The organism is Providencia sp. PROV003, from assembly GCF_045040775.1.
Taxonomy (GTDB): domain Bacteria; phylum Pseudomonadota; class Gammaproteobacteria; order Enterobacterales; family Enterobacteriaceae; genus Providencia; species Providencia huashanensis.
On record NZ_CP096369.1, the window covers coordinates 3,780,186 to 3,797,185 of the forward strand.

The window sequence follows — 17,000 nt, forward strand, 5'->3', positions numbered from 1 at the left end:
TTGATTCCAAACGGTTTTTTATTCCCTGCAAACACGCTATCCTATATAAACTAGAGCTTGTCTTACCTCTGAGGTACTTTGTGTTAACACTGCTTACCAGTTATCGCCGCGTGCTATATAACAGCCATATTTTATATTATATCCGAATCTTTATAGCCCTGACAGGCGCAACATTAGTGCCGTGGCTTTTAGGGCTAGACCCTAAAGTGACTATCCCACTGACATTAGGCGTGGTTGCCGCAGCCTTGACTGACTTAGATGATAGGCTAACTGGCAGAATAAAAAATTTAATTATTACCCTTTTTTGTTTTTTTGTTGCCTCAGTTTCAATTGAGTTACTCTTCCCATACCCACTATTTTTCTTTTTTGGCCTCGCTTTTTCGACTTGTGGGTTCATCTTACTTGGTGCTTTAGGGCAACGTTATGCCACCATTGCATTTGGCGCCTTACTGATAGCCATTTATACCATGCTAGGTGTACCCATTTTTGATACTTGGTATCAACAACCTGTGTTATTACTTACAGGGGCCATTTGGTATAATATTCTAACATTAATTGGCCATATTTTGTTTCCCGTCAGGCCATTACAAGATGCCATCACTCAATGCTACCAGCAACTTTCCGCCTACCTAGACGCAAAAGCTAACTTATTTGACCCTGATCTTGAAGATGATTATCAACAATCAGTTTATGATTTAGCTTTAGTAAACAGTAATTTAGTCAACACAATGAACCAAGCGAAAATTGCTTTATTGAGCCGACTTAAAGGTGATAGAGGCCAAAAAGGGACTCGTAATACGCTGCATTACTATTTTGTTGCACAAGATATCCATGAACGTGCTAGCTCGTCTCACATTCAGTATCAACAACTTAGTCGCACCTTACGCCATTATGATATCTTATTTCGTTTTCAACGTTTACTAACCATGCAAGCAAGAGCCTGCCAGCAAGTTGCTCAATCCGTATTGCTACGTAAACAATATCAACATAATCCACGCTTTGAACGAACTTTCAGCTACCTTGAAAACTCACTATTATTACTTAAGCAGCAATCCCCTGAATTACATGCAATAAAAGCACTGCATAATTTACTCAAAAATTTAAAGGGAATTGATGTTCAACTTAAAGGGCTAAGCCTTGAGCAAAGCTCATGGCAACAAAATAATAAACAAGTAGAACAATTGTCTGACGAATCATTATCAGGCTTTAATGATATTATTACACGGGTTAAGCATCATTTAACCCCAAAATCATCGTTGTTTCGCCATGCAGTTAGGATGTCAATACTTCTTTGTACTGGTTACGCGATTATCCAACTATTTGATATGGAAAGAGGGTATTGGATATTACTCACTAGTTTATTTGTCTGCCAACCTAACTACAGTGCCACTAAACGCCGTTTAGCACTGCGTATCATCGGGACTATCGTTGGTATCCTAATCGGGTTACCATTACTTAATTTAATCCCATCAATTGAAGGCCAGCTTACCCTTATTGTGATCTCTGGCTTACTGTTCTTTATGTTCCGTAGTAGCCAATATGCACAAGCTACCCTTTTTATCACTTTGTTAGTGCTTTTTTGCTTTAACTTATTAGGAGAAGGGTTTGATGTCGCATTACCTCGGATTATTGACACCCTTATCGGCTGTTTTATCGCACTACTTGCTGTAAGTTTTATTTGGCCTGATTGGAAATTTCGCCAACTTCCTCAGGTCATTCAAAAAACAATGGACAGTAATTGTAGGTACCTTGATGCCATTTTACTGCAGTACTACCAAGGTAAAGATAATAGCCTTGAATACCGTGTTGCACGCCGTGATGCACATAATAATGATGCAGAATTTGCTTCTATTGTCTCCAATATGGCATCAGACCCCAAATCTTACCGGATCACCCAAGAACAAGCTTTCAGACTTTTATGTTTAAACCATACACTACTTAGCTATATTTCCGCGTTAGGTGCGCACCGTGAAAAAATCCATAATGAGGATAACTTGGCACTGTTAAATGATGCAATTTGCTATGTTGAATCTGCCTTGCAAACCAACATACTAGACTCTCAAATTATCGATGAAAAATCTGATAGGCTGCGCCAAAACTTATTACAGCGAATCGATAACATTGCAAAAAGTGACGATGAAAAAACATTACTCATCATGGAACAAACTAAGCTTTTACTTGAACTTGTACCTGAAATAAAGCAAATGATCCGAAAAATCAGTGCATAATAAACATACCGATGAGCGGGTATTAAAATATATAAATATCCTTTCTACCCGCTTATTCTTCTCATATTAGTATTGTCTGGTTTTGAGGTAGCCTGCTATAAGTTTCCTTTGATTTATATTAGGCAATCACCTCGATGCGAGTTCAAAACTGTTATACCAAGTAATCAATTCTTGCTTAGTATTCTTTGGCAATACAGCACTATGACAGCCTTCTATTGCCGCTGCTAGGCCAATTAATAATTTAATACTCGGGTCATGCCGCCCATGTTGCTTAAGTTTGATAAAACACGCTTTTGCGCCCATCGTACGTAAATCATCTACATGAGAAATTCCAATTTTCCCCAATGCCCTCTCAACTGACATATTCATATTTGGCAAATCTTTGATACGCATTGTGATGGACTGTTTTTGTTTTAATTCTTCAATTGCAGAACGATAAGCGAGTTCAATATATTGGAGACACAAGACTTCATCGCCCCAAATTTGTTCAGGAAGTTGGTAATATCGCATTTCCAAAGGTATGCCTTTCTTACTATAAACAAGCCGATTAAGCCCTGAAGCCTCAAAATGGCTTCTAGCTACTAGACACCCTCGTAAATAATATTTCCCATCCAGCACTAACCCTACAATGACATTATCAACTAATAGGCAAAAACCGCCGAAGTGATTTTTACGCTTTAACTCTCCGAATTGACCTAACAAACGAGATAAATTAAAAAATTTTTCTTCTTCTAATAACATATACCTTAACTCCTTTTTGGGTATGTTTCATTTTTATCCTTGAGAGAATCAATTTTATAATTTCTTGCTTTACAAACAATTACACCTAGCTAATTTTGAGAGTTTCAATAAAAAATGCCAAGAAGAATGCAGCGGAAAACAACAAAGTTGCGAAGCGCTTTGAAAAAATAGGCTTGATATTGGATAAATATACAGTTACTGTATGTTCATACAGCATTGTAACGAGGTTAATAATTATGAGCATCTATTCTTGGAACAACACAACAGAACATTCTCTTAATAATTACGCACAGTCCATCCCATCCATTGAGCTTGCGAGTAACTCTACACAACAAGGTATGGTGAGCGAACTCGTTTACGATGAAAAACATCCAATCATGGACTATATTTTGCTTCCAATGCTCCGCCAGTTTGGGGCTCAATCACGTTGGTTGCTCTGGCTAAGCCCAAATAAAAAACTGAGTAAACACTGGTTAGAACAAGCAGGCATCCCTACGAATAAGGTTATGCAACTAAGTCACATGGAAACCATAACAACCATAGATGCAATGGAAAAAGCCTTAAAAAGTGGTAACTATAGTGTCGTTTTAGGCTGGTTGCCTGAACTGAACGAACAAGATTTTGTTCGTTTACAATATGCGGCTCAAGAAGGTCATTCTATTGGCTTTATTATGCGCCCACAAAAAACATATAATATGGTAAGTATGCAATCAGGACAGTCAAACCACCTAAAAATTCACTCAAATCATTATCACTAGCCAAGATTAAGAATTTTCTTACTAAATTTAACCTTTAGAAATATTTATCTCTAAAGTGAAATGAAAAGTATTGCAGATCAATTAGATAGACAAAAAACAATCATAATACAAAATATACATATCTCCCTGATTTATACACTAAAAAAATACTTTTTTTAACGTTTATTGCTCACTCTACTTGTATCTTTTTAAGTTCGTTGTAGACTTTAGCTTGTTAAGCTTATGGCATTATTTTTTACTTTTATTATTTTTTTGTAGATAATGTCAGCGAAACCTAGCAAGTAAATTGAACCAATGGCACATAATAAGGCTCAGCGAAGCCAAGCCAATATTGGATGATAACGAGGCGTAAAATGAAAAAAACAGCTATCGCAGTGGCAGTAGCAGCTTTTGCAACCGTTGCACAAGCAGCTCCAAAAGATAACACTTGGTATACCGGTGCTAAATTAGGTTGGTCTCACTATGAAGATACTAGCCTAAACCCAGCTAAAACTGGTACAGACTATGCAGGTTGGGGTACAGTTGGTAATTCAACTGACCGTGATACTATTGGTGCTGGTGCATATGCTGGTTACCAATACAACCAATATATGGGTTTTGAACTGGGTTATGACTGGTTCGGTAAAATGAAATACAAAGGCGCTGGTAACAGCGGTGACCTGAAATCTATGGGTGTTTCATTAACTACCAAATTAAGCTATCCAATCATGGATGACTTAGACGTTTACACTCGCTTAGGTGGTATGGTTTACCGTACTGAAGCTAAAGCTCACCAAAATGGCGAACGTTTCAAAGAAACTGATACTGGTGTTGCACCTGTATACGCATTGGGTCTTGAGTATGCAATCACTCCAGAGTGGGCAACTCGTTTAGACTACCAATGGGTTAGCAACTTAGGTGATAAAGACAATATCGGTACTCGTCCAGACAACGGCATGCTGAGCGTTGGTGTTGCATACCGCTTTGGTCAAGAAGATACTCCAGTTGTTGCTCCAGCTCCAGTTGTTGAGCCAGCTCCAGTTGTTGAAAACAAACGTTTCACACTACGTTCAGACGTTCTGTTTAACTTCAACAAAGCTAGCCTGAAACCAGAAGGTCAGCAAGCTCTGAACGAACTGTATAACGAACTGAGCAGCATCGATCCAACTCAAGGTCGCGTACTGGTAGTTGGTTTCACTGACCGTATCGGTTCACAAAACTACAACCTGCCACTGTCACAAAAACGTGCTCAGTCTGTAGTTGACTACTTAGTATCTAAAGGCGTTCCAGCAAGCGCAATCGCTGCTGAAGGTCGTGGTAAAGAAGATCCAGTAACTGGTAACAAATGTGACGCAGTTAAAGGCCGTGCAGCTCTGATCGAGTGCTTAGCGCCAGACCGTCGCGTTGAAATCGAAATTCAAGGTACAACTGAAGTTGTAACTCAACCAGGCGCTTAATTCTTAGCCCTAGTTTGAATTTTGAACTGAACAAAAAACCCCAATTATTATTGGGGTTTTTTTTATTCTTATAAAAACTAATATAACGAATATAGACCGTTTGTTATTTAGTGTTTAATCTACTTTTCGCTTCCCATTACACTTAATAGCAAGAACAACAACCATAAAGATCTTTTCAGATAGCCTAGCTGCCATCTCCTTTCGACGCCCCTAAAATCGCTTGTAGATCCTGCTTCAATGAGCTCATTTGGCTCTCGTATTTATCTTTATGCTCAGCATCTTCGATCAACTGGATAATCGTTTCAGAAAGTGTTTTATTACGTTTTACTGCTAAATTAGACAGACGCTGCCAAACCGAAAAGGTTAGATCTATCGATTTTTTGCGAGTATGTGGGTGCTCAGCATTGAAATGACGTTTACGCCTTGCACGAATGCTTTGTTTCATTCGGTTATCAAGCTCAGGATTCATATGTAATGAAATCCACTTGAGCACATCAATCGGTCTATTTTCCATTTTTAACAGCAAATCTATCGCTTCTTTTTCTGCGCTTCGTTCTATATAGCGGGTAATCGCTTCGCCACCTCGTGCTTTATTGACGAGGTACTCCCATTTCCAGCCACATTCAAGATTTTCAAGCTGCTGATATTTCATAATTTTTCCTGAAGAAAACCGAACCTATCTTTATATTAGCAATATTATAAACAAAATGCTCAAGCAGACGTTCGATTTAGTGAAATATTCGTTTCTGCAATAAAGAAAGTAACCTGTCTTTGTAAAAATAGTGTACAATCCGCTCCCATCTGTTAACAAATTAATAAAACTGCATGTCCACTTTTGAAAATATACTCGTCATCTATGGGATTGTCGGTGTATGCGCTATGCTATTCACCCTACTCGTCACAAAAGACCCTAATTGTTTTATGCGCTTACTTAGCGCCATATTAATTGGTTTCACTTGGCCAATGACATTACCTATTGTGTTTATGTTTTCGTTATTCTAGTCAATAATTCAACAATTCTTGCTGCAAGATTGCCTATCAAAGGCTAATATAGCAGGCTTGCCCACTGGGTAATTAACAGGCCTGAAAATTGTTTATAAAACAAACGATGTTATTTGGCAAATTATTAAATAAACCAAATTCAGGCACATGCGCCCAGCTCATTGGCAGGCATTTTATTTATAACCCTATTAATAGCAGATAATTATAGTGATCAGTCAAGAACTAACATGGCAAGGCCTCATTCCTAACTTATCGTCATTCCAGACGAAATTTGTATCCTCAGAAACGTTGTCCCCAACAACACTGTCAGACATTCAGCCTAGATTGTCCGATGGAATACAACATTTTGTCGATGAATTTGCCCAAACACGCTTTATGTTTATCAAGTCTGATGAAAGTGAGGAATACCTTAGCACTTACGCTAATGCAATTGGCCCATTGCTTGTAGATATCAACACTATTGATGGCGACTACCAATTATCTGAAGATAAACATTCCTTTCAATGGAAACATGGCATTAAAAGCCGCTTTTCATCTCGCACAGCGATTGCATACCGTAATTGGATAGAACCAGAGCAACTATTTGGTCATGTAACCCCATCTTTGACCCTTGTCCCTGGCCTATTACATCAGCTTAATGGGGGCATATTAGTGATTGCAGCTAATGCACTCATTAGCCAACCTTTAATGTGGAATCGCTTAAAAGATATGGTTATTCGTCGGCAATTAGAATGGTTACCCTATTCTGATAGTCAACCTTTACCTATAGAAATCGAGCCACAACCTCTTGAACTTAAAGTTATTATTGTTGGTGATAGGCTTGCTTTAGAAGAGTTTGAATATACTTCACCAGAAATATTTGAAAGTGCAATTTATGGTGAATATGAGCCAGTCATGTTCTTTGAGGATGAACAACAATTAACATTATGGATGCGTTATATTAAATCCATCATTGATTCCAATAAATTACCAAATATCTCAGTTGATGGTTGGTTACCTTTGGTTCATCAAGCAACCCGCTATTGTGAAGATAAATTTACTCTTCCCCTTGATATTCCATGGCTTACAAGGCGCTTAATGGACGCGGTTTATTACCAAGAAAATAACTTATTAACTCAAAATTCATTTAATCAAGCGGTCGAAAACCGCCTATGGCGCCACAACTTCCTCATGGAAAGAACGCAAGATGATATTTTGCAAGAGCAAATCTTCGTTAAAACTGAAGGGGAAGTCATTGGGCAAGTGAATGGGTTATCCGTTTTACAATACCCTGGTCACCCTGAAGCGATTGGAGAACCCTCACGTATCACTTGTGTGGCTCATCTAGGTGATGGGGAATTTACCGACGTAGAACGTAAAGCTGAATTAGGTGGCAATATTCATGCAAAAGGTATGATGATTATGCAAGCCTATTTAAACTATGAGCTTAAATTAGAGCAACCACAGCCCTTCTCAGCCTCAATTGTCTTTGAGCAATCCTACGGTGAGGTTGATGGTGATAGCGCCTCACTGGCTGAGCTATGTGCGTTAATTAGTGCTTTATCATTACAACCAATTGATCAACAAATTGCTATTACAGGTGCAGTTGACCAATTTGGCTACGTCCAGCCGATTGGTGGCGTCAATGAAAAAATTGAAGGCTTCTTTGATATTTGTGCCAAACGGGGCTTAACCGGTGAGCAAGGTGTTATTATTCCAATGGCGAATATCCGTCATTTATGCACTAAAGCTGAAGTCGTTAGCGCGGTACAAGAAGGGCAATTCCACATTTGGCCTGTTGAACATGTCGCTCAAGCTATTACATTATTGACCAAGCAACCTTACTTTGAGCAGCAAGCTGAAGAAGAAAACGTACACCTGTTAGCTTTAATTCAAGAGCGTATTAACCAAGCAAACGCACCGGATAAAGCAAGGCTTCCTTGGTTCTTAAAATGGATGAGTTAAGTAAAGATTGCGTAAAAAATAGCAGATCGGAGTTGTTCAGCGTACAAGTGTAAGCTATCCTGTGCCCCTACATTTAATAAAGGCTATCTGAAGAACATGGTTGAGAAACGCGGATCCTACACAAAAGATGATTTAATTGCTTCTGGAAAAGGCGAGTTATTTGGGGAAAATGGTCCTCCACTCCCATCAGGAAACATGTTGATGATGGATCGTATCGTCAGCATGACTGAAGACGGTGGTACATATAATAAAGGCTATGTTGAAGCTGAGCTGGATATCAATCCAGACCTTTGGTTCTTTGATTGCCACTTTGTCAATGATCCTGTCATGCCAGGCTGCTTAGGGCTTGATGCAATGTGGCAATTAGTTGGTTTCTATCTGGGCTGGCTGGGCGGTGAAGGTAGAGGCCGTGCATTAGGTGTTGGCGAAGTAAAATTTACTGGCCAAGTCCTACCTACTGCAAAAAAAGTCACTTACCGTATTAGCTTTAAACGTGTAATTAACCGTAAGCTGATCATGGGGCTAGCAGATGGTGAAGTTTTAGTTGATGGTAAATCAATTTATACCGCAACGGATTTAAAAGTTGGCTTATTCAAAGATACAAGCGCATTCTAATTTTTAGAAGCCTAAGCTATGAGCTAATTCATGCAAACCTCCGCAATGGCGGAGGTTCTTAAATTGATTAGTATCTTTAAGTTAAAAACCCTAAATATAAAAAAATGACAGGTTATTTAACCTTAAAAATGAGATAAATTCTGGATTACACAACCGCTACGGTTCGATCCTCCATCGCCTTTCGCCAACCACCTAGCCAATGCGAACGAGCATCTACTGCTTGATATGGGCAGAGCTCTTTAGAACGCCCTGCTAAACCTGCTTGATAACCTCTTGATAAAGCTCTTTCTAAACGATCTCGCTTCTGTCTTTTCATGCCTTACTTCCCTCATCATTAAAAATGGAAAAGAAAACAGCACCTACTATTTATTAATAGGTACCTTATAGAAATAACGCCCACAGATAAGAAAATCAAGTAAAGATTTTCATATATTTGTCATAAATAGCATAAATGTGACTTAGATATGGCAATTAATATAATCATTTGATTTTACTATGAAATATTTTACTTTATTTATCATGATATTAGAGTATATAAGGTGACTATTATTAACTACATATAAGTTTATTAAATATATTTACTTATTGAAGATAAAAAAAATACACCTCAGAAATTTATATTTACCATATATATCTGAGGTGTATTTAATTAGTTAACTAGGTAATAACTAATACTTTGCAATTTCTTTAGCAATATTATCAGCAACTTGTTGCCAGCCTAGTGACAATGTACGAACCAAGTCCGGATACCCATCTTGTTGTTGGTCTAACTGCACATCAAAATTACGACGAATGACTTTATCACCATGGGAAAGCGTCCAAAAACCTTGAATAAGCACTTTTCCATCGTATCGACCATTAAATGCCGTCAAAGTGATATCCAGTGTATCTGGAGAATTCTGTAATGGCTGTAAAGACACTAGCTTATCCGGTAATGCGGCGGATAATTCACTCACCATTGATTGCCCGAGCTGTTGTTCCAATGGGCTAGCCCAAAGATGTGTGCTCGCATTTGTATAACTCACATCGGTTGTTTGGTAAGTAATACCGTTGGAAGTTAATACATCAGACAACATAATACGCTGTAGCCAAACTTGGCCTTTATCCATCACTGCCGCTGATTGTTCCTGAGGAGTTTTTATTGGCAATTGATAATACTTTTTTTCTGGCGTACTACTACACGCTGCCAACAATAAAACAAATACTGATAATAAATATCGCATTATTTTTTCACTCCTTTCGGCTCTACATCCTTAGTCGGCTCCGCTTCAAACACTAATGCATTACTCTTGTTGTTTAATGTACGTAAAAGCGGCTGAACTTCTCTCAATACTTGGTCTAAACGCTGCATGTTATCCACCATTTTATTATAAGCAGGTGAACCCGGTTGGAAACCTTGCATTGCACGGTTCATTTCTTGCAGTGTTTTTTGTAAGTCATGAGGCAAGTTTTGGAACTCTTTACTTCCCATGACTTTGTTTAATTCCACCAACATGGCATTGGCTTCTTTAACCACTTTTTGCCCTTCGGCTAATGTTTGTGTCGTTTGATTAAGCATTGGCTCAATTGGCATGTTATTGATCTTATCCAACACCGCGATAACTTTTTGTTGGATTTGCGCTAAGCCACCACTGGTCGTTGGGATAATTTTATATCCAGCCACTACCGTAGGCCCTTTATAAGGCTCAGCATTAGGGTCAAAATCTAAATCAACAAACAGGGCACCTGTTAAAAAGTTACCCGATTTTAACGATGCTCTTAATCCGTCTTTCATAGCCAATTTTAATTCATTTTTTAAATTAAAATTCGCACCAACATCTTTTGAAAAACGCTCTGGCTCGATATGAATTAGAACAGGAATTCTAAAGTCATTATCCAAAGATTGGTCAAGCCCCTCGGTATAGAAAGGCACTTGTGCCACTGTGCCTAAACGAATACCACGGAATTCCACTGGTGCCCCAGGCTGTAACCCACGAATAGAATCAGAGAAGAACAAGACAAAATCTTGGTATTCTGTATACAGTGAATTTTGAATACTGTTTTGGTTATCAAAGAGTCGGAACTCTGTATTTTCCTTAACACTCGTACCTGGAACCCACCCCGTAGGCACATCAAAACTCACACCACCTGTCAGTAATGTCGCAATAGACCCCATTTCAACGTGAACACCTTGGGATGACATGTCGAATGCAATTCCACTGTCTTTCCAGAAACGCACATTGGAGCTGATCAGCTTATCATAAGGAGCATTGATAAATAATTGGTAGCGCATATCACGCTTGTCCATATCAAAATTACTAGTTTCAACTGACCCAACACGATAGCCACGGAATAATACTGGGTCACCAGGGTTTAATTGCCCTGCTTTATCGCTGACTAATGCTACTCGTATCCCTTTTGCATCCGGTGATGCAAGAGGAGGTGTGTCCAATAAAGTAAATTCAAAGTTTTCTTTGGCCTCTACCCCAGGCTGAAGTTCAATATAAGCCCCTGAAAGTAAAGTACCTAACCCTGTCACACCATCACGCCCGATTGTAGGCTTAACAATCCAGAATGATGAATCAGCACGTAGTAAATCCTTCATGTCATTATTTAAGCGCGCTTTTATTAACACCCGACTAAAATTATCATCAAGAGTGACGCTTTCAACGACGCCAATATCGACGCTACGACTTTTAATTTTCGTTTTACCTGCTTCTATTCCCTCAGCATTGTAAGTGATTAGCGTCACTTCCGGGCCTTGGTTGCTAAAATGGTAAAATAATACCCAAGCACCAATTAAGACAGTTACTATTGGGATCACCCAAACTGGTGACCAACTTTTTAACTTACTAACTTTGGCATTGGCCTGTGATGTTTCTTGTGAGGTCACCCGACGACTCCTTCTTGTTCAACAGCATTCGTGTTTACTGCGTTTTTCCTTTCACAACGATCCCAAGTTAACCTTGGGTCAAACGTCATCGCTGCAAACATTGTGAGAATAACAACAACACCAAAGAAAATAATCCCCATTGCTGGCACGATACTCATCAACTGGCCCATTTGAACCAAAGAGGCTAAAATCGTGATCACAAATACATCAATCATTGACCAACGCCCCACATATTCCACTAGCTCATAAATAAAATGCATCCGATGAGGGTCTCGATTGCCATATCCTTGTGAATCAAGGCAAAGCCATGCAATACCAATCATTTTTAACGTAGGTACCATGATACTGGCAATAAAAATGACCATAGCAACAGGATAAGAACCATCCTCCCACAATAGAATAACCCCATCAATAATGGTTGAATTTAATGCGCTGCCCAGTGTATATGTCGTCATCATGGGTAACACATTAGCGGGAATATACAGCATGATTGAAGTAACGAGCAGTGCTAATGTCCACTGCAAACTTTGGTGTTTACGTACACTTCCACGGGAAAAACACCGTGGGCACTGTGATTGTTCCGCTGGTAAAATAGCCGTGCAAACAAGGCATAAACGTACGTTTTGCTTAATACCTGTTTGGCCTACTTTTAATGGTAGCTCTAGTTTTGGCGGTGCTTCAATACGGTTCCAAAGCCAATGGCGGTCTAAACATTGAAATGCCCTTACCTGCAACATGCAAAACAAACAGTAAGGTAAAAAACTTAAGCCTATTCCGATATCACCATAAGCAATCAGTTTCACAAAGCTAACTAAAACCCCAGCTAAAAATATTTCCGCCATGCACCAAGCTTTCATTTGGAATAAAATGCGAGTGCTCACGACCTTTAATCCCTTAGGAATATGAACTTGCAACCCTAAGAGAATAATTGTGATCATGCAAAATGCTGGGATAATCAAAGAAAAAAACAGAAAAAATAACGCCAACCCACTATAGCGGGTAGCCGATATAATTTCGATTATCTGAAATAACGATATTTCATTTTCAATTCCTGCCGCCCCCATTTTCACAAAAGGGAACAAGCAAGCAACAAACAGCATAATTAATGCACTAAATGCATATGCTGCTGGTTGCTTATATGGATACCGCCACTTTGAGACTAATGTAGTCTCGCAGCGCGGACATGTTGCTTTGCTCCCTTGTTCCAACTCAGGGACTGCAACCAACATGTCACACTGAGGGCAAAGAACATGTTCATGAGACTCATGGGTACACAAAGTGTATTTGCTCCTCTAATTAAAGCTAACTTAGCCGTTTTTAAGTAATTCAAGCTCTTGCCAACGGTCAAAGGCCTGTTCTAATTCAGACTCTTTAGCCGCTAAATTAGTCAACGCTTTTTCAGTGACTTCATGAGGCTGATTAAAGAAATCAGCATCACCAATCGTAGCTTGTAAAGCCTCAATTTCAGCTTCAAGTTGCTCAAGTTTCGCAGGTAACTGTTCCAGCTCACGCAATAAATTATAGCTTAATTTATTTGCACGCTTTACAGCTTCTTTTGGTTTAGCCACCTTATCTTGGGCAGCTACTTTACTCGTTTGTTCAACTTTTAAACTCACGGTTTGTGCTCTTTGTTTCTGAGCATCAAAATACCCACCCACATACCGGTTGATGACACCGTTACCTTCAAAAATCCAGCACTCAGTTACACTGTTATCAACGAACTCTCGGTCATGGCTGACGAGCAAGACTGTACCTTGATAGCCATCAACAAGTTCTTCAAGTAACTCAAGCGTTTCTACATCCAAGTCATTTGTTGGTTCATCGAGAATTAATAAATTACTTGGTTTTAAGAATAAGCGAGCTAATAACAAGCGGTTACGTTCCCCACCTGAAAGAGCTCTAACCGGTGTCATTGCACGTTTAGGAGGGAACATAAAGTCCTGTAAATACCCTAATACGTGGCGTGGCTTACCGTTAACCATCACTTCTTGCTTGCCTTCTGCCAAGTTATCCATGACCGTTTTATCAGGGTCTAATGCAGCACGGTGCTGGTCAAAATACGCCACTTCCAATTTGGTTCCACAGTGCACACGCCCACTATTTGCCTGTAAATCGCCAAGCATTAAGCGCAATAACGTGGTTTTACCACAACCATTTGGCCCTACTAATGCGATTTTATCACCACGCATAACTTGAGCAGAAAAGTCTTTGACCAGGACTTTATTGTCAACTTGATAGTTAACATTTTCCATTTCAAAAACAATTTTCCCAGAGCGAGAAGCTTCACCGACTTGCATTTTCGCCGTGCCCATAACCTCACGGCGCTGTGAGCGTTCAACACGTAACGCTTTCAAGGCACGAACCCGCCCTTCGTTACGCGTACGTCTTGCTTTGATCCCTTGGCGGATCCACGTCTCTTCTTGCGCTAATTTGCGGTCAAACTCTGCATTTTGCATCTCTTCAACACGCAAAGCTTCTTCTTTACTGACCAAGTAATCATCATAATTGCCCGGCCAAGACGCTAATTGTCCACGATCTAAATCGATAATACGGGTTGCCATATTGCGGATAAAAGAACGGTCGTGCGAAATGAAAACAATACTACCTTGGAAATCCTTTAAGAAAGTTTCCAACCAGAGGATCGTTTCAATATCTAAATGGTTAGTCGGCTCATCTAAAAACAAGACCCGCGGGTTGCTCACTAAAGCACGACCTAAAGCCGCTTTACGTAGCCAACCACCCGATAATGAGGATAGTTCTGCATCCGCAGGTAAACCGAGTTTTTTCAGCACATCACTGATACGAGAGTCTAATAACCATAAATTACGGTTATCTAACACTTCTTGTAATTCAGATAATTTATTTAAATTTTTCTCACTAGGGTCATGTTCAACCAATTTAGCGACATGATGATAATCTTTCAGGTATTGAGCTTGTTCAGCAACGCCTTCAGCAACAAAATCAAAAATAGTCCCTTCGATATTACGTGGTGGGTCTTGTTGTAAACGAGCAACAATTAAGTCCTGCTCATAAATAAGTTGCCCATCATCCAGTGGCTGTTCTTTGGTTAACACTCGCATAAGTGTTGATTTACCCGCGCCATTGCGCCCAACCAGACAAACGCGTTCGTTATCTTCAATGTGAATTTCAGTATTATCAAGTAACGGAGCATCACTAAAAGCAAGGTATGCACCCGATAAATTAATTAAAGCCATTGATTCTATCCTTTACTCTGCGTGGCGAATTAACCAGCAGTTATGTATTTGACGGTTACGAGCAAAATCTTCTGAAAGTGTTTTAGCAGTAATTTCCTGCGCTTGTAACCCTAATTCTTGCATCGCTTCAATATCCATTTTGAAACCGCGTTTGTTATTAGAGAACATCACAGTTCCACCACGACGCAGTAACCGTTTTAAATGTGTAATTAATTGCACATGGTCGCGTTGTACATCAAATGTACCATCCATGCGTTTTGAATTTGAAAATGTAGGGGGATCGATAAAGATCAAATCAAATTGCTCAGTACTATTGGCTAACCAACTCAAACAATCAGCTTGGATTAAGCGATGTTGGCGACCCGTTAACCCGTTTGCTTGCAGGTTTTTCTCTGCCCACTCAAGGTAAGTCCTCGACATATCAACGGAAGTCGTACTTTTTGCCCCACCTAAACCTGCGTGTACAGTTGCAGAACCGGTGTAACAGAATAAGTTTAGGAAATCCGCGTCTTTACTCATTTGCCCTAACATTTTACGGGCAATACGATGGTCAAGGAATAACCCAGTATCAAGATAATCAGTTAAGTTAACCAACATTTTTGCGTTGTATTCTTGCACTAAAAAGAAATCATCTTTTTGGGCTAATTTTTCATATTGCTGCTTGCCTTTTTGGCGTTGACGCGTTTTCAATACTAACTGATTAGAGGTAAGCTCAAGCACATTCATTGTGGCCGTGATCACGTCAAATAACCGCTGGCGAGCCTTACGTTCATCCACAGTTTTTGGTGGTGCGTATTCTTGAATCACCACTTTGCTACCATAAATATCAACCGCTACGTTGTACTCGGGTAAATCCGCATCATAAATACGGTAACTATCAATACCTTGCTGTTTTGCCCACTTACTTAACTTTTTCAAATTTTTACGTAAGCGGTTAGCGAAATCAGGTGAAATTTCAGCCACGGTTTCTGATGGCGTAGCAGCTAATTGATAGTTCTTTTGCACACAGTCTAAAGGGCCATTTTTGGCTTTAAATTCACGTTCTGAACGCAATTGCAAGCAGCTAAGTAACTCAGGAGAAGCACTAAAAATCGATAAACGCCAACCTGGGAAACGGGCCTTCACAATACGCCCTAACTGGCTATGCAGTGCAATTAAGGCAGGCTCACTTTCTAAACGCTCACCATAAGGCGGGTTACTGATAATTGCCCCTACCGTATCGGTGTTAACTGGGTTTTCCAATGCAGCGGCATCACCTTGTTTAAAGGTGATTAAGTCTTGTAGCCCTGCACGGCGCGCGTTGGCACGCGCCATTTCTAGTACACGCTTATCGATATCAAAACCATAAAAACGTGATGTCGTTTCTTTCAAGCCTTGACGAAAACGCACTTGTGCTTCCGTCGTTAACTCGCGCCATAATTCAGCGTTAAATTTCGACCATGCATAAAAACCCCAATGGGTACGGTGTAAACCCGGAGCTTTGTCTGTTGCCATCATTGCGGCTTCAATTAACAAGGTTCCTGAACCGCACATTGGGTCAACTAATGGAGTCCCTTGCTGCCACCCTGAGCGATTAATAATAGCTGCTGCAAGGGTCTCTTTCAGCGGTGCTTGCCCAGCAAGGTCACGATAACCACGGATATGCAAAGAATCGCCGCTTAAATCAAGAGCAACACTGGCTCTTTCTTTATTCAAATAAACATTAATACGAATATCTGCCTGCTGGCGAGCAACATCCGGCCGTTGGTCTAATTTGCGTACGAAGCTATCAACAATTGCATCTTTCACCTTTAATGCACCATATTGGCTATTGCGGATCTCTTCGTTGGTGCCTGTAAAATGCACGACAAAAGTGTCATTAACTGAGAAAATCTCAGTCCAATCGATAGCTTGCACACCAAGGTATAAGTCTAAGTCACTGTAGACATCAAAATCATTCAGTGGCAATAAAATACGCGATGCCAAACGACTCCACAGCAGGCTTTGGTACATGCCTCGTTCATCGGCCTGAAAGTAGACACCCCCTTGCGCAATTTTGCACTGGCTAGCGCCAAGCGCTTCCAATTCCGTTTTCAGTAGTTCTTCTAGGCCACGAGCTGTGCTGGCAAACAGAGAATTCATAGTATTTATTACCGATTTTGATGAAAAATTGTTGCGCATTATAGCTAATCTTATGCAGTTGTCATAAA

Annotated in this window: 14 protein-coding genes; 6 read left to right on the forward strand and 8 right to left on the reverse strand. The window is 39.9% G+C overall.

Features of this window, described 5'->3' with window-relative positions; translation table 11 throughout:
* Positions 1 to 80 precede the first annotated feature (80 nt).
* Positions 81 to 2,228: a YccS family putative transporter gene (gene yccS / locus M1F14_RS17505; protein ID WP_173424818.1), complete on the forward strand. Its 2,148-nt coding sequence runs from the start codon at positions 81 to 83 to the stop codon at positions 2,226 to 2,228.
* Between the two features lie 126 nt (positions 2,229 to 2,354).
* On the opposite strand, the gene M1F14_RS17510 is transcribed toward yccS, so the two are convergent.
* A complete protein-coding gene (locus tag M1F14_RS17510; protein WP_042846436.1) occupies positions 2,355 to 2,969 on the reverse strand; it encodes a TfoX/Sxy family DNA transformation protein in 615 nt (204 codons plus the stop codon).
* A 236-nt stretch (positions 2,970 to 3,205) separates the two neighbouring features.
* On the opposite strand from M1F14_RS17510, the gene sulA reads away from it, so the two are divergent.
* Entirely contained in the window at positions 3,206 to 3,727 is a 522-nt protein-coding gene (sulA, locus tag M1F14_RS17515; RefSeq protein WP_042846437.1) for an SOS-induced cell division inhibitor SulA, read from the forward strand.
* 353 nt (positions 3,728 to 4,080) lie between these two features.
* Positions 4,081 to 5,163 carry a porin OmpA gene (gene ompA / locus M1F14_RS17520; RefSeq protein ID WP_181469179.1) on the forward strand — a complete coding sequence of 361 codons (1,083 nt, stop codon included), beginning with the start codon at positions 4,081 to 4,083 and terminating at the stop codon, positions 5,161 to 5,163.
* A gap of 184 nt (positions 5,164 to 5,347) precedes the next feature.
* Here the strand turns inward: ompA and matP are convergent, their stop codons facing one another.
* Positions 5,348 to 5,815, reverse strand: coding sequence for a macrodomain Ter protein MatP (gene matP, locus M1F14_RS17525; RefSeq protein WP_042846439.1), 468 nt, complete (start codon positions 5,813 to 5,815; stop codon positions 5,348 to 5,350).
* Positions 5,816 to 5,988: 173 nt separating this feature from the next.
* Between matP and M1F14_RS17530 the strand changes: the two genes are divergently transcribed.
* From M1F14_RS17530 to fabA, 3 genes are all read left to right on the forward strand, one after another.
* On the forward strand, positions 5,989 to 6,165 hold the full coding sequence (locus M1F14_RS17530; protein WP_071547903.1) for a GhoT/OrtT family toxin: 177 nt from the start codon (positions 5,989 to 5,991) through the stop codon (positions 6,163 to 6,165).
* A 207-nt stretch (positions 6,166 to 6,372) separates the two neighbouring features.
* Complete coding sequence (locus M1F14_RS17535; protein ID WP_181469178.1) at positions 6,373 to 8,109, forward strand: Lon protease family protein; 1,737 nt, start codon at positions 6,373 to 6,375, stop codon at positions 8,107 to 8,109.
* A 96-nt stretch (positions 8,110 to 8,205) separates the two neighbouring features.
* Complete coding sequence (gene fabA / locus M1F14_RS17540) at positions 8,206 to 8,724, forward strand: bifunctional 3-hydroxydecanoyl-ACP dehydratase/trans-2-decenoyl-ACP isomerase (protein ID WP_042846441.1); 519 nt, start codon at positions 8,206 to 8,208, stop codon at positions 8,722 to 8,724.
* A 145-nt stretch (positions 8,725 to 8,869) separates the two neighbouring features.
* Here fabA and rmf read toward each other — a convergent pair whose 3' ends face one another.
* The 6 genes from rmf to rlmKL form a co-directional block, all read right to left on the reverse strand.
* The gene (gene rmf, locus M1F14_RS17545; RefSeq protein ID WP_004909639.1) at positions 8,870 to 9,040 is read right to left on the reverse strand and encodes a ribosome modulation factor; all 171 of its coding nucleotides are present in this window, start codon (positions 9,038 to 9,040) and stop codon (positions 8,870 to 8,872) included.
* A 352-nt stretch (positions 9,041 to 9,392) separates the two neighbouring features.
* Positions 9,393 to 9,947 carry a membrane integrity-associated transporter subunit PqiC gene (gene pqiC / locus M1F14_RS17550; protein WP_042846443.1) on the reverse strand — a complete coding sequence of 185 codons (555 nt, stop codon included), beginning with the start codon at positions 9,945 to 9,947 and terminating at the stop codon, positions 9,393 to 9,395.
* The gene (pqiB, locus tag M1F14_RS17555; protein WP_042846445.1) at positions 9,947 to 11,596 is read right to left on the reverse strand and encodes an intermembrane transport protein PqiB; all 1,650 of its coding nucleotides are present in this window, start codon (positions 11,594 to 11,596) and stop codon (positions 9,947 to 9,949) included. The genes pqiC and pqiB overlap by 1 nt, the downstream gene beginning before the upstream one ends.
* On the reverse strand, positions 11,593 to 12,873 hold the full coding sequence (gene pqiA, locus M1F14_RS17560) for a membrane integrity-associated transporter subunit PqiA (protein ID WP_071547901.1): 1,281 nt from the start codon (positions 12,871 to 12,873) through the stop codon (positions 11,593 to 11,595). The genes pqiB and pqiA overlap by 4 nt, the downstream gene beginning before the upstream one ends.
* Before the next feature lie 30 nt (positions 12,874 to 12,903).
* The gene (locus tag M1F14_RS17565) at positions 12,904 to 14,811 is read right to left on the reverse strand and encodes an ABC transporter ATP-binding protein (protein WP_042846447.1); all 1,908 of its coding nucleotides are present in this window, start codon (positions 14,809 to 14,811) and stop codon (positions 12,904 to 12,906) included.
* A gap of 12 nt (positions 14,812 to 14,823) precedes the next feature.
* A complete protein-coding gene (rlmKL, locus tag M1F14_RS17570) occupies positions 14,824 to 16,932 on the reverse strand; it encodes a bifunctional 23S rRNA (guanine(2069)-N(7))-methyltransferase RlmK/23S rRNA (guanine(2445)-N(2))-methyltransferase RlmL (RefSeq protein ID WP_048606607.1) in 2,109 nt (702 codons plus the stop codon).
* Positions 16,933 to 17,000 lie beyond the last annotated feature (68 nt).

Coding starts and splice junctions, on each gene's coding strand:
- M1F14_RS17510 (WP_042846436.1), bottom strand. CDS start 2,969: ATGTTATTAGAAGAAGAAAAATTTTTTAATTTATCTCGTTTGTTAGGT.
- matP (WP_042846439.1), bottom strand. CDS start 5,815: ATGAAATATCAGCAGCTTGAAAATCTTGAATGTGGCTGGAAATGGGAG.
- fabA (WP_042846441.1), top strand. CDS start 8,206: ATGGTTGAGAAACGCGGATCCTACACAAAAGATGATTTAATTGCTTCT.
- pqiC (WP_042846443.1), bottom strand. CDS start 9,947: ATGCGATATTTATTATCAGTATTTGTTTTATTGTTGGCAGCGTGTAGT.
- ompA (WP_181469179.1), top strand. CDS start 4,081: ATGAAAAAAACAGCTATCGCAGTGGCAGTAGCAGCTTTTGCAACCGTT.
- M1F14_RS17530 (WP_071547903.1), top strand. CDS start 5,989: ATGTCCACTTTTGAAAATATACTCGTCATCTATGGGATTGTCGGTGTA.
- sulA (WP_042846437.1), top strand. CDS start 3,206: ATGAGCATCTATTCTTGGAACAACACAACAGAACATTCTCTTAATAAT.
- rlmKL (WP_048606607.1), bottom strand. CDS start 16,932: ATGAATTCTCTGTTTGCCAGCACAGCTCGTGGCCTAGAAGAACTACTG.
- M1F14_RS17565 (WP_042846447.1), bottom strand. CDS start 14,811: ATGGCTTTAATTAATTTATCGGGTGCATACCTTGCTTTTAGTGATGCT.
- rmf (WP_004909639.1), bottom strand. CDS start 9,040: ATGAAAAGACAGAAGCGAGATCGTTTAGAAAGAGCTTTATCAAGAGGT.